Source organism: Patulibacter sp. NPDC049589, from assembly GCF_040675535.1.
In the GTDB taxonomy this organism is placed as follows: domain Bacteria; phylum Actinomycetota; class Thermoleophilia; order Solirubrobacterales; family Solirubrobacteraceae; genus Patulibacter.
The window spans coordinates 1-18,315 of record NZ_JBFAPC010000007.1 but is presented as its reverse complement, the minus strand read 5'-3'; the positions used below and the strand labels follow the sequence as shown (position 1 = coordinate 18,315).

Sequence of the window (18,315 nt, the reverse complement as noted above, 5' to 3'; positions counted from 1 at the left end):
ACACGGGTTCGGCGGGATCGGGACGCCGATCCGCGGTCCCGAGACCTCGGAATCAGTGCGCCAGCAGCTTGATCCCGACGATCGCCAGACCGAGGGCGACCTCACCCGCGACGACGACGATCCGGCCCCACAGCGGGATCCTCGTGCCGCGGACGGCCAGCACGCCGACCAGGGCGAGCGTCCCGATCTGCGCACCCGCGGCCCAGCCCAGCGCGGTGTCGAGCTCCCACCAGCCCGTCTCGGTGCTGAGGACGAGGACCGTCGGCAGCACCGCGGCCGCGAGGATCTCGCGGTGGCTGGCGAACAGGCCGCGGACCGCGGGGCGACTCGGCGCCGTCTGGTGCACCGCCAGGTGCGCGGTGAGGTCGGCGAACAGGCTCGCCGCCCAGAGCGCGCCGACGGTGACGACCAGCGTCACCGCCGCGGCGACGGCGTGGCCCTCGTGGTCCGCGGCCAGCAGCGTCACGATCGACGCGAGGACCGAGACCGTCCCGTAGACGCGCTCGCGCAGGTGCTCGGCCGCGACCTCGGGGTCGTGGCGTTCCTCGGCCCCGACCTCCGGGTCAGGGCCGGGCACGCTCAGCCGTCGCTCTTGACCGTCTTGCGGGTGATCGGCCGCGGGATCGGCGTGTTGGCCGGCGGCGCGTCGGTCTTCTTCGCCGCGGCGCGCTTGGCCGGAGCCTTCTTCGCCGTGGTCTTCTTCGCGGCCGGCTTCTTGGCGCCCGCGGCGGCCTTCTTGGCCCCGCCGCGCTTGGCGAGCATCGCCTTGGCGCGCTCCTTCGCCGCCTCGATCTCCTCGGGCGTCTTCTCGCGCGGCGTCTCGGAGGGGTGCTCCTGGGCGTCGTGCGCGGGGATCGTCAGCTTCGTCCCCTCGCACCACGGGCAGACGACCTCGTGCGGCTCGCCGTCGGCGCCGGAGATGAGCTTCCCGGTGCCGCGGCAGACCCAGCACTCGCGGTGCGCCTCGTCGACGATCGGGGCGTCCGCGGACCCCTCGTCGAGGCCGCGGGCCTTCGCCCCGCGCTTGCTGAACTGGCTGGACTCCATCGGGGCCGAGCATACGCACGCGCGGAAGGGGTCTGCGTAGCGACGCGCCGCTACGCTGGCCACATGGCCCACCACGACGGTCGGTTCGCGCCCAGCCCGAGCGGGCCGCTGCACCTCGGCAACCTCCGCACCGCGTTGGTCGCCTGGCTCCGGGCCCGCAGCACCGGCGGACGCTTCCTGATGCGGATCGAGGACCTCGACCGCGGACGTAGCCGTCCGGAGCACGAGGCGTCGCAGCTGCGCGACCTGGCGGCCCTGGGGCTCGACTGGGACGGGGACGTCGTCCGCCAGTCGGAGCGCGAGGACCACTACGCCGCAGCGGTCGCGCGGCTCGAGTCGCTCGACCTCGTGTACCCGTGCTGGTGCACCCGGGCCGAGATCCGGGAGGCCGCCGAGGCACCGCACGGCGACGCGCCCGAGGGCGCCTACCCCGGCACGTGCGCCCACCTCGACGCCGCCGCGCGCCGCGCGCACGAGGAACGCGGCCGCCCCTCCGCCCTCCGGGTCCGCGCCGAGGCCGTCGAGCAGGCCGTGCAGGACGCCGTCAGCGGCATCTACGCCGCCACCGTCGACGACTTCGTCGTCCGCCGCGGGGACGGGACGTACGCCTACAACCTGGCCGTCGTCGTCGACGACGCCGAGCAGCGCGTCGGGGAGGTCGTCCGCGGCGACGACCTCGCCTCGAGCGCGCCGCGCCAGGCCTGGCTGGCGTCCGTCCTCGGCCACCGGCCACCGACGTACCTCCACGTGCCCCTGGTTCTGGGGCCCGACGGCCGCCGGCTCGCCAAGCGCGACGGGGCGGTCACGCTGGCCGACCGCGCGGCCCTGGGCGAGAACGCCGACGTGGTCCGGTCCCAGCTGGCCGCGAGCCTCGGACTGTGCGCACCCGGCGAGCTCCCGACACCCGCCGAGCTCGTCGTCGCGTTCGACCCGGCCCTCCTGCGCGACGGCGCGCCGTTGCGGTGGGACCCGGTCGCCGGACCGCTGGGTTGACGGCGGTACGGTCCTGGTCGTGGTCGACCGAGCGCAATTCGAAGACGCGCTGCGCAACGAGGTTTCGCCGGTGCGGCGACTCGTGATCGCAGCGGGCCTCATCCGCGCGCGCCGGCGCGGACGCAGGCGTCGAACCACTGATCGTGTCCGGCGGAACCGCTGTCGCACTGGTCACACGGCAGGATTTCGGCACCCGCGATATCGACATCATCACCCCGAGGGGCGACGAGCTCGGCGTCGTCCTCGAATCGATAGGTAGGCGCGCTACCCTTGTCGTATGTCTCAGGTGTTCATCTTCGATGCGGTCCGCGCTCCTGTCAGCCCGGGTGCCGCACGCATGATGGAGCTCGGGCGGAGCGGCGTCGGCATGCCACGGACCCTCGGCAGGGATGCAGACTCCCGTCGTGCCCTCGTCGAGGTCGGCGAAACGCCGTGTCGACTCGGCCCCGCCGAACCGCGCTGACCGTCGCCCCCGCCGACCCGGTACCTCGATCTCCACGGGGGATGGGACACTGGGCTCGTGTTCACGCCGGTCAAGATCGTCCGCTTCTGGCTCCCGGCTCTGATCTTCGTCGTCGGCGCGGCGATGCTCATCATCAGCCCTGACATCATCGGTCTGGAGGGCGCGGCCCTGATGCTCGGCGGCGGCCTCGGGGTCGTCGTGTCCAACCGCATCCACCAGATGGGCCTGCGCGGCGAGAAGGACCGGGACGAGGAGATGGGCGCCCGCGCGTTCTACACCAAGTACGGCGTCTGGCCGGACGAGGCACCCGAGACGATCCTCTCGCGGGCAGAGCGCGAGGGCGACATCATGCCGCGGACGCCGGCCCCGGTCCCGGCCGATCGGACGGCCTCGGCGCCGGTCGGCCCGGCCGTCGAGTCCCACCCCCACGCCGGAGCCCGCCGGGCATCGCGCCCGAGTCGTCGCCCGCCCCGTCGCTGACGGGGCCCCGCGGGGCGTCGGCCCGCGCGGGTAGGCTGGCCCGACCCGTGCCGAGCTCCACCGACACCGTCGTCCGCGAACTCGCCGAGGCCGCCCGCGAACACGGGCGGCTCGGCATCGACACCGAGTTCGTCGGCGAGGGGCGGTACCGACCGCTCCTGTGCCTCGCGCAGGTCGCCGTCGACACGCCCAGCGGTGGCATCCGGATCGAGCTGCTCGACCCGATCGCCGACGAGTTCGACCCGACCCCGCTCGCCGAGGTCCTGGCCGACCCGTCGATCGAGGTCGTCCTCCACGCCGCGCGGCAGGACGTCGCGCTGCTCAAGCGGACGTGGAACACCGAGCTCCACGGCGTCTTCGACACCCAGCTGGCGGCGGGCTTCGCCGGTCTGCGGTCGCAGATGGGCTACGACGCCCTGCTGCGCGAGGTCCTCAAGGTCAAGCTCGAGAAGTCCGCGAGCTTCACCCGCTGGGAGCAGCGCCCGCTGAGCGCCGAGCAGCAGCGCTACGCCGCCGAGGACGTCCAGCACCTGCTGCAGCTCTCCGTGGCGATCCAGAACCGGCTCGTCGACCTCGGCCGCCTGGACTGGGCGCTCGAGGAGTGCCGGTACCTCGAGGACGTCAGCGACAGCCGGGAGCCGGACCTCCTGTTCCCGCGGCTCCCCCGCATCGACGGCCTCGACCCCGCGCAGCGGGCGGTTGCGTACCGGCTGCTCGAGTGGCGCGAGCACGAGGCGTCCGAGGCGGACCGCCCGCCGTCGACCGTCCTCCAGGACCAGACGCTCGTCGAGCTCGCCAAGCGTCGCCCCCGCGACCGTGAGCGCCTGCAGCAGATCCGCGGCGTGACGGACGCGACGCTGCACCGCCGCGGCGACCGCCTGCTGCGCGCGATCGCCGAGGGCCGCGACTACGAGCCGATCCCCGTCGAGCGCGACCGTCCCGCCCGCCAGGACCCGGTCGACCCGGAGCTCGTGGCACTGACCGAGACCCTGGTGCGCACGCGCGCGAACCAGGAGGAGCTCGCCTACGAGCTCCTGGCCAACCGCTCGGACCTGCAGAAGATCATCGCCGCGTGGCGCGACGGCACCCCGCAGCCGGAGATCCGCACCCTCCAGGGCTGGCGCGGCGACGTCGTCGGCAACGACATCTTCGCGCTGCTGGACGGGAAGCTGGCGCTCCGCGTCGGCCCCGACCACAAGGTCGTCGCCGAACGTTGATCACCCGGCCACGGTCGGCGGCCGGCGTTGGACGATGAAGCGCCCCTGATCCGGACGCGCGACCCCTACCCTTCGGTGCATGGCGCACAGCGACGAGATGGCCGCGGCGCGACTCGCAGCCCGCGACGCGGCGATATCCGACACCCGGGCCGCCCTCGGTGCGTGGCTCCGCCGCCCCTCGCAGCTCCTCCCGTGGGTCGCGCTCAGCGCCGTGGTCGCGGCGATCCTCCTGCTCGGGACCTACATCGTGTCGGTCACCGCTTCCCCGTCGGGGGACGGCGGCACCCTGATCGCCGCCGACCCGAGCGCGAGATGGTCGGACTTCGGCTTCATCCTCGGCCGCAACCTCACGGTGCTGCTGCTGCACCTGATGGTCTGCTTCGCGACCTACCTGGTCCGCCGGTCCCTTCCGATCCAGGCCACGGCGATGACCGGGGTCCAGGGCTGGATCCATCGGCACGCGTCGGTACCGGCGCTGCTGCTCGTGATCGCGCTGACGATCTACTCGATCCTGCAGCAGGCCCTCGTGCTCGGGCATTCCCTCAGCGACATCGCGGCCCAGGGAGACATGACGCAGGCCGCCATCCTCGTTCGCTTGCTCCCCCACGCCGTTCCAGAGCTGATCGCCGTCTTCCTGCCGCTGGCCGCCGCGGTCTGGCTCGAGAGCCGCGACCGCAACCGCGACCTGCTCGCCGCCGTCGCCGCCTGCACCCTGATCGCCGTCCCCGTCGTCATCGCCTCGGCCTTCGTCGAGGTCGTCATCGCGTCGGACTTCTTCTGAGCCGGCACGACGCCCGGTGATCGCCGGCGCCGCTGACGGGCAGCACCCCGGGATCGTGGGCGCCACCGCAACCGACCACGAGGTCGTCGCTGAGCGCAGAGGACTGTGCTCCGCGGAGCACGTCCTCCAGGGCATCAGGCGCTGAGGAGCGTCTTTCGCACCGTGCGCACGCCCGGGGTCGGAGCGGGATCGTCGAGCGTGACTCGACGGACCACCGTGCCGTCCTCGCTGAGGTACACCCGGAGTCCTTCCGCGACGTTCTCGAAGAGCTCGGGCTCCGTGTCTCCCGTCGCGAACAGTCCCGGGAACTCCGCGACCGTCGCCCAGAACGTGCCGTCCTCGGAGTGCACCTCGATCGTGATCTCCCGTGTGGCCGGCACGTCGTCCATCGTATCCCCCGACTCCCGCCGCGTCATCACTTCGGGCCTGCCTGTCTCCTGATGGCTGCCGACAGCCCGGCGGGGTAGTCGCGGCGTCGGTGCTCCGGCAGGGTGATCGGACGATGGCCGGCCTTGATCATCTTGGTCTGGTGCTTGCCGCCGACGGATCGCGTCCAGCCCTCGGACTCGAGCCGCTCGATCCAGTCCTTCTGGTTCATCGCGCCAGCCATGCGACGCCGACGATACGACCGCCAGCGTCATCCGCCCGTCACCTGCACGGGATCGGCGCAAGCCTGGTGCCATTCAGACCAGGTCGCGCAGCTCCACCGCGCCGTCCTCGCGCGTCCACCAGCGCAGGCGCAGGCCGCCGTCGACGCCGGGGACCGCACAGGACCAACAGGGCGATCCGTCCTCGGCGCGCAGCTCCTGGCTGCCGGAGTCGTCGACCCAGGCGCCGACGTCGAGGTCGTCGGCCTCGCCCTGCTTGCCGGACGCGATCCGGGCCGCGACGGCCGCCAGGGCGCCGGGCGAGACCCGGCCGCGGTGCGCGTCGACCGACGGCAGGTAGCCCTCGCCCAGCGCGATCGGCCCCAGGGGACGGTCGCGCCGCCCGGCGTCGTGGTCGCGGGCGAGCCACGCGGCGACGATCTCGAGGTGGTGGGCGCGGACGCGGTCGCGGTGGACGGCCTCGGGGATCGCCAGCTGGGCGATCTGGTCCGGCCGGGCGCCGCGGGTGGCGGTCTGCTCCGGGATCTCCGTCGCCTTGCGACGCGCGATCGCGGCGTTGCGGTCGCCGGGGGTCATCGCGTCGAGGCGGAGCTCCGCGAGCTTCTCGCGCAGGCCGCGGATCTCGTCACGCGCGGTGTCCAGGGCCCCGAGCAGCAGCTGCTGGTCGCGGTCCGGCGTCGCCGCGGGCGAGCGGAGTGGCCCCTCGGGTCGGCGGGCGGCCTCGCGGGCGGCCCCGCCCGGGAGCGCGACGAGCTTGCCGCCGTGCTTCGGGCCGACGGGCGGACGCTTCGACGGGCCCTTGGGCGGACCCTCCGCGAACCGCTCCGCCAGCACCTCGACCGCGCGCGGGCCGTAGCGGCCCATGCGGTCGAGGACCAGCGGGTGATCCCGGGGATCGGAGTCGTCGTCGACGCCCGGCCACCAGATGCGGGCCGCGCCGCCGAAGACGCCGAGCTGCTGCGGCAGGAGCTGCGAGAGGAAGCGGCTCGCGGGGCCCGTCCGCACCGCGCGGATGATGGCGTCGCGGCCGACCTCCTTGCGGACGCGGTGGTGATCGAACGCAGGGCGGTCCTCCCCCGCGCGCGTCGACAGGCACACGATCGGCTCGGTGCGGTCCGGGTCCATGACCTCGGCGGCCAGGAGCTCGCCCTGGTCCTCCGTGGAGGCGACCGGGATGCCGAGGTCCAGCGGCGTGGGAGGCCGCGTGGCCGCCCGGCGCGGGCGCCGGCCTGCCGTGCCCCTCGGCGGCGCGGAGCCGCTGCTGGTGACGTTGATCGGGTCGTGACGCATGGGACCTCCCGGAGGGACCGAACGACCTACGCGCCCGCGTGCACGAGCGCTGCGTGGAGCCTAGACGGTCGGGCGGTCGGCAACGACCGCCCGACCGTCCGTCAAAGCACCTTGGAGAGGAACGCCTTCGTGCGGGCCTCGCGCGGGGCGTCGAGGACCTGCGCGGGATCGCCCTCCTCGACGACGACGCCGCCGTCCATGAAGACGACGCGGTCGCCGACCTCGCGGGCGAACCCGATCTCGTGCGTCACGACGACCATCGTCATGCCGGCCTTGGCGAGGTCGCGCATGACGTCCAGGACGTCGCCCACGAGCTCGGGGTCCAGCGCGGACGTCGGCTCGTCGAACAGCATGAGTTTCGGATCCATCGCCAGCGCCCGGGCGATCGCCACGCGCTGCTGTTGGCCGCCCGAGAGCTGCGACGGGTACGCCCCGCCGCGGTCCCCGAGGCCGACCCGCTCGAGCAGCTCCAGACCACGCCGCTCGGCGTCCTTGCGGGCGATCCCCTTCACGAGGACCGGGGCCTCGGTGATGTTGTCCAGCGCCGTCTTGTGCGCGAACAGGTTGAACCGCTGGAAGACCATCCCGATCTCCGCGCGTTGCCGCACGGCGACCTTCTCCGGCAGCTCGTACAGCCGGCCGTCCTTCTCGCGGTAGCCGACGATGTCGCCGTCGACGGTGATCCGGCCGCGGTTGATCGTCTCGAGGTGGTTGATGCAGCGCAGGAACGTCGACTTGCCCGAGCCCGAGGGCCCCAGCAGGCAGACGACCTCGCCGCGCTCCACCGTCATGTCGATGCCCTTCAGCACCTCGTTCAGGCCGAAGCGCTTGTGCACGTTCCGGGCGAGGACCATCGGCGTGCGTCCAGGAGCGGTCATATGGAGTTCCCCGTCCCGCCGAAGCGCACGGATGCCGCCATCGCCCGGGCGCGCTGCACCGGCGTCTGCGGCAGCTCCCGGAGGTTGCCCTTGGCGTAGTGCCGCTCGAGGTAGTACTGGCCGATCGTGAAGATGGTCGTGAGCAGCAGGTACCAGAAGCACGCCACGAACAGGAGCGGGATCTGCTGGTAGTTCTGTCCGTAGATCAGCTGCACGCTGTAGAGCAGGTCGGAGACCGCGATCACGCTGACCAGGGAGCTCGTCTTGAGCATGTCGATCGCCTGGTTGCCGGTCGGCGGGATGATCACGCGCATCGCCTGAGGCAGCACGATCCGGCGCATCGTGTTCGCGCCCGTCATGCCGAGCGCCTTGGCGGCCTCGACCTGGCCCTCGTCGACCGAGAGCAGCCCGGCGCGGACGATCTCGGCCTGGTACGCCGCGAAGTTCAGGCCGAGGCCGAGGATGGCCGCAGTGATCGGCTTGATCAGGTCGTTGCTGTTGCTGCTGATCAGATCCGGCCCGCCGAACGGCACGCCGAAGGTGATCTCGGGATAGATCGACCCGATGAACGCCCAGAGGAAGATCTGAACGAGCACCGGGGTCCCGCGGAACGCCCAGATGTAGACGAGCGAGATCGTGCTCAGCACGGGGTTCGTCGACAGCCGCATCACCGCGAGGATCGTGCCGAGGACCACCCCGATCACCGTCGCCACGACCGACAGCCACATGGTCAGCCACAGGCCACGCATGACGCGGTCGGAGAACAGGTAGTCCCCGAAGATGTCCCACTTGAACCGGTCGTTGTTCGCCGCCGAGTAGACGAGCGACGCGACGACGACCAGCACCACCGCGGCCACGGCCCAGCGGCCGTAGTGCCGGACGGGAACCGCCTTGATGTCGCCCGCGTCCTCCCCGGGCTGCGGGGTGCTGGTCGCCACCGACTAATCCTGCGCGCCGTTGATGACGGGATCCGCGATCGCGGCGCTCTTCTCGAGGCCCCACTTGTCGAGGATCTTCTGGTAGGTGCCGTCGGTGATGAGGCCCTTGAGCGCGGCCTGAAGCGCCTTGGTGATGTCCAGGTTCTTCGGGATCGCGATGCCGTACGGCGCCGTGCCGTACGGGGTGCCCGCGAGCTTCAGCTGGCCGTTGGACAGCTTCACCTGGTAGTCGGCGACCGGGGAGTCGGCCATCGACACGTCGGCGCGGCCCGAGGCGAGCGCCTGGTTGGCGCCGTTCTGGTCCGGGTACGGCAGCACGGTCAGCTTCTTGGAGCCGCACTTCTTGCTCTGCGCCGTGGCGTCGTCGAGCTGGACGGTGCCCTTCTCGACGGCGACCTTGTAGCCACAGAGGCTGGCGAGATCGGTGATGGCGGGGTTCTTCTGCGCGTTGACGAAGAACGACGTGCCGGCGCTCAGGTATGTCACGAAGTTGACGACCTTCTCGCGCTCCTTGTTGTCGGTGAAGGACGACATGCCGAGGTCGTACTTGCCCGAGGCGAGGCCGGCGATGATGCCGTCGAAGCCGGCGTTCTTGACCTCCATCTTCAGGCCGAGCGCCGTGCCGAGGGCCTGCGCCAGGTCGGGATCGAGCCCGATGATCGTCTTGCCGTCCTTGTCGAAGAACTCGTTCGGCGGGTACGAGGCGTCGGCGGCGACGGTGAGCGTGCCCTTCGACTTGACCTCGGCGGGCAGCAGCGCGACCGCGGCGTCGTTGACGGTCGCCGTCGCGGCGGCCGTCGTGCCCGTGCTCGCGCTGGTCGTCGTGCTGTCGTCGTCGTCGCTGCCACAGCCCGTGACGGCGAGGGCCATCACGGCCGTGGCGGCGAATGCCCCTAGTGTCGGTGTACGCACCGGATCTCCTTGATTCGTGACGGATGGCGAGGGAGCCGGGGACCCAGCGTCCGGCGGCGAGCACCCAGTCGATCGGGGTGATCGTATGCCAGTCGCCGAGGCCCGATGCGTCCGTTTCGGCGCCCGTCGCACGGCTCATCTGCTCCGTGTGGAGCACCCGACACCCTCCCCGCTGAGAGCGGGATCGCGCCACCCGGCAACCCGTGTGGTGCAGGACCGCAATCTCCGTCAGATCGTCCACCCGATCAGTGATTTCCCCTGCAATCGACCACAAAATCGGTGTACAGCGGTAACATGGAGGGTCGCTCCACCCCGCGGCCGAACGTCCGTCCGCGAGGGGTGCGACCACGCCACCGCGGGCGACCGGCCGCCCCGAGCCGTCGCCGGCATCGGTCGCAGCGAGGCAGGCCGGGGCGACGCCCACCCCGGCCGGGTCAGGCCACGGCCCTCGGGGTCAGACGGCCGCCGGCGCCGCGCGCCGGGCGACCTCGGCCCGGACCGCCGGCGCAACCTCGGCACCGAAGAGCTCGATGGCCTTCAGGACCTGCGCGTGCGGCATGGCGCCGAGCGCGAACTGACCCATGTACCGGTCGTTGCCGAAGAGCTCGTGGGCGTGGAGGATCTTCGCCGTCAGCTCCTCGGTGGAACCGACCCCCAGCGCGTTGAGCCCGGAGCGCTGGGCGTCGAACGCCTCGCGCGTCATCGGGGGCCAGCCGCGCTCGCGGCCGATGCGGTTCATCATCGGCGAGTACGCGGGCCAGAACTCGTCGGCCGCCTGCTTCGACGTCGGAGCCACCCAGGTGTGGGTGTTGATGGCGATCCGGCCGGCGGCCGGGTCCAGTCCGGCGTGCTCCCGCGCCCGGCGGTAGAGGTCCACGAGCGGCACGTAACCGTCGAAACTGCCGGACAGGATCGCGATCGTCAGCGGCAGGTCCAGCAGGCCCGCGCGGGCCACCGACTGCGGCGTGCCGCCGACGGCGACCCACACCGGCAGCGGGTCCTGGACGGGCCGCGGGTAGATCCCGGCGTTCTCGAGCGGCGCGCGGTGGGTGCCCGACCACGTGACGTGCTCGTTCGCACGGATCTCGAGGAGCAGACCGAGCTTCTCCTCGTAGAGGTCGTCGTAGTCCTCGAGGTCCTGCCCGAAGAGCGGGAACGACTCGGTGAAGCTGCCGCGGCCGGCCATGATCTCGGCGCGGCCGTGCGACAGCAGGTCGAGCGTCGCGAACTGCTGGAAGACGCGGACCGGGTCGTCCGACGAGAGGACCGTCACGGCGCTGGTCAGGCGGATCTTCGAGGTGCGCGCCGCGATGGCCGCGAGCGCGACGGCCGGGGCGGAGACGGCGTAGTCGGGGCGGTGGTGCTCCCCCAGTCCGAAGACGTCGAGGCCGACCTGCTCGGCGAGCTCGGCCTCCTCCAGCAGGTCCGCGAGGCGCTGCTCCGGCGTGACCAGGCGCCCGGTGGACGGATCGCGTCCGACGTCGGCGAAGGTGGCGATTCCGAGTTCCATGGCGTGCTCCTGCGGTGCGAGGCCGGGATCGACGATCCGGCGCCTGGAGCCCATGATGACAGATCCGGGCCCTATATGGACCGTGGTCCGCTTAGTCCGCCGGGCTCGCGCGGACGACGAGGGGCCGCGTGCGACGCAGCCCCGGATCCTCCCGTGTGGCGCGTGTCGCGCCTACTTGATCGAGTCGTAGACCGCGAACAGCGGCAGGTACATCGAGATCACGATGAAGCCGACGGCCGCGCCGATGACGACGATCAGGACCGGCTCGAGGATCGACATCAGCGCCTTGACGGCGGCGTCGACCTCGTCCTCGTAGAAGTCCGCGACCTTGGACAGCATGGAGTCGAGATCGCCCGTCTCCTCGCCGACGCCGACCATGTGGGAGACCATCGGCGGGAAGACCGGGGCCTCGCGCAGCGGGGCGGCGATGGTGCCGCCGCGACGGATGCTCTCGGCGACGTCGGCCATCGCGTCCTCGATCACGCTGTTGCCCGAGGTGCGGCCGGTGATCTCGACGGCGTGCAGGAGCGGGACCCCGGCCGCGGCCAAGGTGCCGAAGGTGCGGGACCAGCGGGCGATCGCGACCTTCTGGACGATGGTCCCGATCTTCAGCGGCAGCTTCAGGAACAGCTTGTCCTTGTTGCGACGCCCCTGCTCCGTCCGGACGTACTGGCGAACGCCGAACACCGTGGCGGCGATGACGATCAGCCCGGCCCACCAGTAGCCCGTGACGGCGTCGCTCATCGACACGGTGATCTGCGTGATCGCGGGCAGCTTGCTGTTGAAGTCCTCCAGCACGCCGGCGAACACCGGGACGAGGAACGCCACGAGCGCCAGCACCACGATCAGCGCGAACGAGATGACCACGCTCGGGTAGATGAGCGCGCTCTTGACGGCGCGCCTGAGCTTGTCGTCCTTCTCGAGCTGGTCGGCGGCGCGCTCGAGGGCGTCCTCGAGGATGCCGCCGATCTCGCCGGCGTGGACGAGGGCCACGAACAGGCGGCTGAAGACCCGGGGGTGCTGCTCCATCGCCTCCGACAGGGACGCGCCGCCCTCGACGTCGGTGCGGACCTGAGCCAGGACCTCCTTGAACTTGTCGTTCTCGGTCTGCAGCTCCAGGACCGACAGCGCCCGGAGCACCGTCATCCCCGACGAGATCATCGTCGCGAACTGCCGCGAGAAGATGACCATGTCGCGCGCCTTGACGCGCTCGAAGAGCTTGATCTCGAGGTTCCACGCCGCCCGCTTGAGATCGACCGAGAGCGGGATCATGCCCCGCTGGCGGAGCAGGTCGGAGACCGCGTCGGCGTTGTCCGCGTCGAGCTCGCCCTTGGCGCGGCTGCCCGTGGGCTCGAGCGCGAGGTAGGAGTAGGTGCTCATGGTGGCCGGGTCCTCCGAGGACTAGAGGGCGGACAGCTCGCGCTGCGCCGGGTCGAGGGCGGGCGACATCGGACGGGGGTCCTCGCCGGCGTTGTCCAGCAGGCGGCGGAGGTCGCCGACCTCGTTGGCGCGCTGCTCGGCGACGGAGCGGTCGAGCTTGCCGGCCTGCACGAGCTCGACGAGCGACGTCTCGAGCGTCTGCATGCCGTAGCGCTGGCCGGTCTGGATCGACGAGCGGATCTGGTGCGTCTTGCCCTCGCGGATGAGGTTCCGGATCGCGGCCGTCGGAATCATGATCTCCATCGCGCAGAGCCGGCCGGTGCCGTCGGCCGTCGGGAGGATCTGCTGGCAGAGGACGCCCTGCAGGGCCGATGCCAGCTGCATCCGGACCTGGTTCTGCTGGGCGGCGGGGAACGAGTCGATGATGCGGTCGACGGTCTGCGGCGCGTCCTGGGTGTGCAGCGTCGCGAAGACGAGGTGGCCGGTCTCGGCGGCCGTCAGGGCGGTGCCCATCGTCTCGATGTCGCGCATCTCGCCGACGAGGATGACGTCCGGGTCCTGGCGGAGGGCCGCCTTGAGCGCCGCGCCGAAGCTCGTCGCGTCCGTCCCCAGCTCGCGCTGGTTGACGATGCAGCCCTTGTGCGGGTGCAGGACCTCGATCGGGTCCTCGATCGTGAGGATGTGGTCGTGGCGCTCGAGGTTGATCTTGTCGATCATCGCCGCGAGCGTCGTCGACTTGCCGGAGCCCGTCGGGCCGGTGACGAGGACGAGACCGCGGGGCTTCTGGGTCAGATCGCCGATGACGTCCGGCAGGCCGAGCTCGGCGAGCGTGCGGATGCGGTCGGGGATCAGGCGCAGGGCCGCGCCGGTCGCGCCGCGCTGCTGGAACGCGTTGACGCGGAAGCGGGCGACGCCCGGGATCGGGTAGGCGAAGTCGACCTGGCGCTCGGTCTCCAGCTTCTGCCGCTGAGGGGTCGTGAGCAGGCCGTAGACGAGCTCGCGGCAGGCGACGGTGTCGAGGAGCTCCATGCCCGGGACGGGAACCAGGGAGCCGCGGACGCGGATCATCGGGGGGCTCTCCGCCGTGAGGTGGAGGTCCGACGCGTCGTGGGCGATCATCGCCTGGACGAGATCGTGGAATTGGATCGCCATGGCCCTCAACCGATCGGCCAGTGGCCCCGTCCCTGGTGAGGCCGGACACCCCGGGTGGACGAACGGTGGACCGCAGTGGACAGCGTCGCCCAACTCTCGTGCGGTCGGGAGCGGGCGGCCCGGGTGCCCCGAGCCTCGCCGCATCGGAACGCGGTCGGGTCCGGGACGCTCGGGGCGGGGCCCGGCCCCCTGTCCTCAGGCGTCGCCGGTGACGCGCGTGATCTCGGCGAACGACGTCTTGCCGCTCAGGACCTTGCGCAGGCCGTCCTGCCGCAGCCGCACCATGCCGGAGGCGACCGCGTGGGCGGTGATCCGGTCGATCGGCGCGCGCTCGACGATCATGCTGCGCATCTCCTCGTCGACGACCATGACCTCGTAGAGGCCGACGCGGCCGCGGTAGCCGGTGTCGCCGCAGCGGCCGCAGCCGACCGCCTCGAAGACGTCCACGTCGCCGTCGACCTCGAAGCCCTGCTGACGGACGAGCTCGGCCGGCATCCGCACCGGGCGCTTGCAGGTCTCGCACAACGACCGCGCGAGACGCTGGGCGACGACGCACTCGATCGCCGACGCGACGAGGAACGGCTCGACGCCCATCTCCAGCAGGCGGGTGACGGCCGTGGGCGCATCGTTGGTGTGCAGCGTCGAGAGCACCAGGTGGCCGGTGAGCGCGGACTCCACCGCGATCTTGGCGGTCTCGGCGTCGCGGATCTCGCCGACCATGATCACGTCGGGGTCGGCGCGCATCATCGAGCGCAGCCCGTTGGCGAAGGTGACCCCGGCGCGGTTGTTGACCTGTACCTGCGTGACGCCGTCGAGCTGGCGCTCGACCGGGTCCTCGATCGTGACGATGTGCCGGTCCGCGGTGTTCAGGCGCTGGAGCGCCGCGTAGAGCGACGTGCTCTTGCCCGAGCCGGTCGGGCCGGTGGCGAGGATCGCGCCGTAGGGCTTGGAGAACGCGGCCTCGAAGCGGCTGCGGTCCTCGAGGCCCATCCCCAGGCGGTCGAGCGTGATCACGCCGTCGGCGCGGTCGAGGATGCGCAGGACGACGGCCTCGCCGTGGACCGACGGCAGCGTCACGGCGCGCAGGTCGACGCCGCGGCCGTCGATCGAGATGCTGACCCGTCCGTCCTGCGAGCGGCGTCGCTCGGCGATGTCGAGGTCGGCCATGACCTTCAGCCGGCTGACGAGCCCGGGGACCAGCGCCTTGGGGACCGTGGCAGTCTCGCTCAGCACGCCGTCGATGCGGAAGCGGACGCGCATGCCGTGCTCGAGCGGCGAGAAGTGGACGTCGGAGGCGCGGCGCTCGATCGCCTGCGCGAGCACCGTGTTGACGAGATTGATGACGGGCGCGTCCTCCTTGCCGGACCGGACGTCGATGGCCTCGTCTTGGCCGCCCGTGCCGTCGGTCGGAGCGTCGGGGGTGGCGCGCTTGACGGCGTCGTCGAGGTGGGTCAGCGACGCGAGACGGACCTGCACGTCCTCGCGCGCCGCGACGGCGAGCCGCACGGTGCTGCGCGTCAGCATTGCCAGGTCCTCGGCGATCAGCATGTTGCTCGGGTCCGCGATCGCGATCACGAGCTCGCTGCCCAGGCGGGCGACGGGGACCGCCTGGTAGGCGCGGGCGTCGTCGGCCGACAGGACGCCGGTGACGGACGGGTCCGGCTGGGTGTGCGCGAGGTCGAGGTGATCGAGGCCGAAGCGGTCCGCGAGGGCGCGGGCGACGCCGTCCCCCGTGCACACGCCGAGCTCCACGACCGCGCGGTCCAGCGGCAGCTCGCGCTCCCGCGCCGCGGCGACCGCCTCCCGGACCTTCGCGGGCTCGGCACCGCGGGCGACGAGGATCTCGGTCAGGGGCAGGCCGGAGAGCTCCAGGCGCGGCGACGACAGCGCGCGCTCGAGCGGCAGCAGCTCGGGCTCGTTCGAGCGCGGCGGCGCGGCGGCGGAGGTCTCCTCCTCGGCTCCCAGTGACGGTTGATCCAGCACGTTCCCCACGAGTATCGGCCAAGTCGCGCCCCGACACGAGCTTTCGCCGGATCTGCAGCGTGATCGGCACCGGCTCCGAAGCTTGAAGGCGGACGATCGGCGGATCCCGGCGGCGGCGTTCGCGTCCACGAATCCTGGACGTTCAGGCCATCCGGCGTGCATCCACTCCGCCGGATGGCGGTGTCCGGGCGGCCACGGCGCGACCCGGCGGCGTGGGTGCAGGAGAGCGTCCGGTGGTGGTCCGCGGGCACGGGAGTCCGTCCGGACGGACCGACGGGCGCGTCGTGGGTCCGCCGCGCGCTTGGTCGAGACGAATCGACGGGCGGGTCGCGCACGCGGTCGAGACGGACCGGCGGGCGGGTCATGCGTCCGCGGTCCGGTCGGACCGAGCAGCGCGTCGTGCGTTCAGTCGCGGCGGACGGCCGCGTCCATGACGTCCCGGGGCGCCGGTCGGCCCGTCCAGCGCTCGAGGCTGCGGGCCCCCTGCGCGACGAGGATCGCGAGGCCGTCGACCGTGCGGGTGCCGGCCGCCTCGGCCGCGTGCAGCAGCGGCGTCCCGCCGGAGCGGTAGACGAGGTCGACGACGACGCGGTGGTCCGCCAGGCCGGCGGGCGCGACCGGGAGCAGGTCGAACGTCTCCGCCGGGTCGTGCAGGCCGACCGACGTGCAGTTGACGAGGAGGTCCGCGGCGAACGCGTCGGTCACGGCGTCGACGCCGAGATCGTCGGCGAGCTCGGTCGCCCGGGCGGTCGTCCGGTTCCAGACGGCCACGCGGGAGCAGCCGGCCTCGCGGAGCGCCCAGACGCACGCGCGGGCGCTGCCGCCCGCGCCGAGGACGAGCGCCGTGCGGCCGGCCGCGGGCTCGCCGAGCACGTCGATCAGGCCCGGCGCGTCGGTGTTGTCGGCCTCCAGCGTCCCGTCGCCGAGGACGGTCAGCGTGTTCGCGGCGCCGATCTCGGCCGCGGCGGGGGTCAGGACGTCCGCCGCGCGCAGCGCGTGGTGCTTGTGCGGGATCGTCACGTTGGCGCCCGCGAAGCCGGACTCCGCCAGCGCCGCGAGGGCGGCGTCGATGCGCTCCGGCGGCACGGGGAGCGCGCCGTAGCGCCAATGGCCGAGTCCCAGGGACTCCAGCGCCGCGGTGTGCATCGCCGGCGACCGGCTGTGGGCGACCGGCCAGCCGAAGACCCCCAGCCGCCAGCCGCGACCGGGGTCGGCGGCCGCGGCGGACGGCCGCCGGCCGCCGGTCACGACTTGCAGCCCTTGGCGTTCTTCGGCGAGGGGTCGCCCCCGGCGCGCTTCTGCGCGGCGGTGTAGGCGGCGCTGTCCCTCTGGAACTGCGCGTTGTCGGTCGCGAAGTTGTGACGCCCGTCGCCGCAGGGCTTGACGACGTAGTAGAGGTACTTCGCCCGCGACGGGTTCGCGGCCGCGCGGATCGAGGCCAGGCCCGGGGAGCCGATCGGGGTCGGCGGCAGGCCCTTGCGGTAGCGCGTGTCGTACGGCGTCTTGCTGTCGATCTCGCTCTGCTTCAGCGGGCGCGTCCAGTTCTTGACCGCGTACCGCGTGGTCGCGTCGATGCCGAGCGGCATGTCGTCCTTCAGGCGGTTCCAGATGACCGCGGCGACGAGCTTGCGCTCCGACGGCACGCGGACCTCGCGCTCGATCATCGACGCCACGATCAGCACATCGTAGGGCGTCAGCTGCGCGCGCTTGGCGCGGGTCATCGAGACCTTGTCGAAGTTCACGCGGAACGTCTTCAGCTGCTCCGCGACGAGCGCGGCGCTCGTCGCCCCGCCGCGCTGCAGCTCGTACGTTGCCGGGAAGAGGAAGCCCTCGAGGCCCTTGCGCTTCTTGGGCTGGCCGAAGTCCTTCGGGTCGAAGCCCGGCGACTTGGCGCTGGCGGTCAGGTAGCTGCCCGACACCCCGCCCTTGCGGATCGACGACGCGACCTCGCTGCGCGAGAGACCCTCCGGGATCGACACGCGGACGACCGACGGCGGCAGCGGGTCCTGCTGCAACGCGGTCAGCGCCGAGCCGTAGGACATGCCCTTCTTCAGGCGCAGCGTGCCGGCCTTGAGGTTCGCCCCGTCGCCCGACAGTCGCGCACGGATCGCGAACGCCAGCGAGTTGCTGACGACGCCCTTGTCCTTCAGCAGGCGGCCGATGTCGTCGACCGAGGATCCGGGCGGGATCTTGACGCGGATCTCACCCTTGCCCTCGCCGTGGAAGGGCTGGAAGAGGAAGATCGCGGCCGCCACGAGGACGACCAGCGGGACGAGGACGACGACCGCCGCGATGCGCGACACGCCGCGGCGGGCGGGGGCCGTGCGGGTGTGCACGGTCGCCGGGGCCGCGGTCGGGACGCGGCCGGCGGGGCGCAGGGGCACGAGGCCGTCGCCGTCGGGCCCTTCGCGCCCCCGGTCGTCGCGTCCGTCGTCACGACCACGGCCGCCGGCGGCGGCCGCCACGGGGCCACGGCGATCGGGACCGTCGTCGAACGACGCGTCGTGGTCCCCAGTCGAGTCCGAGCCGAACCAGTCGTGGATCTCGCGCTGCGAGGGCGTCGCGCCGGCGCCGGTCGCACCGGGCGGTGCATCTGTATTTGCGAAGCAAGTTCCCTCACGCGCGCATCGTCGCAGTAGAACCCGATCCGGCGAACGCTGAACTTCTACGACGGAATACCCGC

18 protein-coding genes are annotated in these 18,315 nt (G+C 72.2%); 4 read left to right on the top strand and 14 right to left on the bottom strand.

Going from position 1 to position 18,315, the window contains the following annotated elements:
* Positions 1-52: 52 nt before the first annotated feature.
* Both AB0L40_RS02360 and AB0L40_RS02355 read right to left on the bottom strand, forming a co-directional pair.
* The gene (locus tag AB0L40_RS02360) at positions 53-577 is read right to left on the bottom strand and encodes a hypothetical protein (protein ID WP_364348577.1); all 525 of its coding nucleotides are present in this window, start codon (positions 575-577) and stop codon (positions 53-55) included.
* Positions 578-579: 2 nt separating this feature from the next.
* Positions 580-1,047, bottom strand: coding sequence for a hypothetical protein (locus AB0L40_RS02355; RefSeq protein WP_364348574.1), 468 nt, complete (start codon positions 1,045-1,047; stop codon positions 580-582).
* 63 nt (positions 1,048-1,110) lie between these two features.
* On the opposite strand from AB0L40_RS02355, the gene gluQRS reads away from it, so the two are divergent.
* From gluQRS to AB0L40_RS02335, 4 genes are all read left to right on the top strand, one after another.
* The gene (gene gluQRS, locus AB0L40_RS02350; RefSeq protein ID WP_364348571.1) at positions 1,111-2,040 is read left to right on the top strand and encodes a tRNA glutamyl-Q(34) synthetase GluQRS; all 930 of its coding nucleotides are present in this window, start codon (positions 1,111-1,113) and stop codon (positions 2,038-2,040) included.
* Positions 2,041-2,560: 520 nt separating this feature from the next.
* Positions 2,561-2,983: a hypothetical protein gene (locus tag AB0L40_RS02345; protein ID WP_364348568.1), complete on the top strand. Its 423-nt coding sequence runs from the start codon at positions 2,561-2,563 to the stop codon at positions 2,981-2,983.
* Positions 2,984-3,030: 47 nt separating this feature from the next.
* Entirely contained in the window at positions 3,031-4,200 is a 1,170-nt protein-coding gene (locus AB0L40_RS02340; RefSeq protein ID WP_364348565.1) for an HRDC domain-containing protein, read from the top strand.
* Positions 4,201-4,279: 79 nt separating this feature from the next.
* Positions 4,280-4,981, top strand: coding sequence for a stage II sporulation protein M (locus AB0L40_RS02335; protein WP_364348562.1), 702 nt, complete (start codon positions 4,280-4,282; stop codon positions 4,979-4,981).
* Between the two features lie 134 nt (positions 4,982-5,115).
* Here AB0L40_RS02335 and AB0L40_RS02330 read toward each other — a convergent pair whose 3' ends face one another.
* The 12 genes from AB0L40_RS02330 to mltG all read right to left on the bottom strand — a co-directional run bounded on the left by AB0L40_RS02330 (position 5,116) and on the right by mltG (position 18,016).
* A complete protein-coding gene (locus AB0L40_RS02330) occupies positions 5,116-5,361 on the bottom strand; it encodes a type II toxin-antitoxin system HicB family antitoxin (protein WP_364348559.1) in 246 nt (81 codons plus the stop codon).
* A gap of 35 nt (positions 5,362-5,396) precedes the next feature.
* Complete coding sequence (locus tag AB0L40_RS02325; RefSeq protein ID WP_364348556.1) at positions 5,397-5,591, bottom strand: type II toxin-antitoxin system HicA family toxin; 195 nt, start codon at positions 5,589-5,591, stop codon at positions 5,397-5,399.
* A 73-nt stretch (positions 5,592-5,664) separates the two neighbouring features.
* A complete protein-coding gene (locus tag AB0L40_RS02320; RefSeq protein WP_364348553.1) occupies positions 5,665-6,879 on the bottom strand; it encodes a hypothetical protein in 1,215 nt (404 codons plus the stop codon).
* A 101-nt stretch (positions 6,880-6,980) separates the two neighbouring features.
* Positions 6,981-7,757: an amino acid ABC transporter ATP-binding protein gene (locus tag AB0L40_RS02315; RefSeq protein WP_364348550.1), complete on the bottom strand. Its 777-nt coding sequence runs from the start codon at positions 7,755-7,757 to the stop codon at positions 6,981-6,983.
* Entirely contained in the window at positions 7,754-8,695 is a 942-nt protein-coding gene (locus AB0L40_RS02310) for an amino acid ABC transporter permease (protein WP_364348547.1), read from the bottom strand. Before AB0L40_RS02310 ends, AB0L40_RS02315 begins: the two co-directional genes overlap by 4 nt.
* Before the next feature lie 3 nt (positions 8,696-8,698).
* A complete protein-coding gene (locus AB0L40_RS02305; RefSeq protein ID WP_364348544.1) occupies positions 8,699-9,565 on the bottom strand; it encodes an ABC transporter substrate-binding protein in 867 nt (288 codons plus the stop codon).
* Positions 9,566-10,061: 496 nt separating this feature from the next.
* Positions 10,062-11,117, bottom strand: coding sequence for an LLM class flavin-dependent oxidoreductase (locus AB0L40_RS02300; protein ID WP_364348541.1), 1,056 nt, complete (start codon positions 11,115-11,117; stop codon positions 10,062-10,064).
* 171 nt (positions 11,118-11,288) lie between these two features.
* Complete coding sequence (locus AB0L40_RS02295; RefSeq protein WP_364348538.1) at positions 11,289-12,497, bottom strand: type II secretion system F family protein; 1,209 nt, start codon at positions 12,495-12,497, stop codon at positions 11,289-11,291.
* Positions 12,498-12,518: 21 nt separating this feature from the next.
* Positions 12,519-13,649, bottom strand: a complete 1,131-nt coding sequence (locus AB0L40_RS02290) for a type IV pilus twitching motility protein PilT (protein WP_364348535.1) — start codon at positions 13,647-13,649, stop codon at positions 12,519-12,521.
* Positions 13,650-13,844: 195 nt separating this feature from the next.
* A complete protein-coding gene (locus AB0L40_RS02285) occupies positions 13,845-15,632 on the bottom strand; it encodes a GspE/PulE family protein (RefSeq protein ID WP_364348532.1) in 1,788 nt (595 codons plus the stop codon).
* 405 nt (positions 15,633-16,037) lie between these two features.
* Entirely contained in the window at positions 16,038-16,880 is an 843-nt protein-coding gene (gene aroE / locus AB0L40_RS02280) for a shikimate dehydrogenase (RefSeq protein ID WP_364348529.1), read from the bottom strand.
* Positions 16,877-18,016, bottom strand: coding sequence for an endolytic transglycosylase MltG (gene mltG / locus AB0L40_RS02275; protein WP_364348526.1), 1,140 nt, complete (start codon positions 18,014-18,016; stop codon positions 16,877-16,879). Before mltG ends, aroE begins: the two co-directional genes overlap by 4 nt.
* Between the last annotated feature and the right edge of the window lie 299 nt (positions 18,017-18,315).

What these genes read in the sequence shown, in the direction of transcription:
- AB0L40_RS02355 (WP_364348574.1), bottom strand. Translation starts at nt 1,047, where the DNA reads ATGGAGTCCAGCCAGTTCAGCAAGCGCGGGGCGAAGGCCCGCGGCCTC.
- AB0L40_RS02300 (WP_364348541.1), bottom strand. Translation starts at nt 11,117, where the DNA reads ATGGAACTCGGAATCGCCACCTTCGCCGACGTCGGACGCGATCCGTCC.
- AB0L40_RS02320 (WP_364348553.1), bottom strand. Translation starts at nt 6,879, where the DNA reads ATGCGTCACGACCCGATCAACGTCACCAGCAGCGGCTCCGCGCCGCCG.
- AB0L40_RS02290 (WP_364348535.1), bottom strand. Translation starts at nt 13,649, where the DNA reads ATGGCGATCCAATTCCACGATCTCGTCCAGGCGATGATCGCCCACGAC.
- AB0L40_RS02335 (WP_364348562.1), top strand. Translation starts at nt 4,280, where the DNA reads ATGGCGCACAGCGACGAGATGGCCGCGGCGCGACTCGCAGCCCGCGAC.
- AB0L40_RS02295 (WP_364348538.1), bottom strand. Translation starts at nt 12,497, where the DNA reads ATGAGCACCTACTCCTACCTCGCGCTCGAGCCCACGGGCAGCCGCGCC.
- AB0L40_RS02305 (WP_364348544.1), bottom strand. Translation starts at nt 9,565, where the DNA reads ATGGCCCTCGCCGTCACGGGCTGTGGCAGCGACGACGACGACAGCACG.
- gluQRS (WP_364348571.1), top strand. Translation starts at nt 1,111, where the DNA reads ATGGCCCACCACGACGGTCGGTTCGCGCCCAGCCCGAGCGGGCCGCTG.
- AB0L40_RS02325 (WP_364348556.1), bottom strand. Translation starts at nt 5,591, where the DNA reads ATGGCTGGCGCGATGAACCAGAAGGACTGGATCGAGCGGCTCGAGTCC.
- AB0L40_RS02315 (WP_364348550.1), bottom strand. Translation starts at nt 7,757, where the DNA reads ATGACCGCTCCTGGACGCACGCCGATGGTCCTCGCCCGGAACGTGCAC.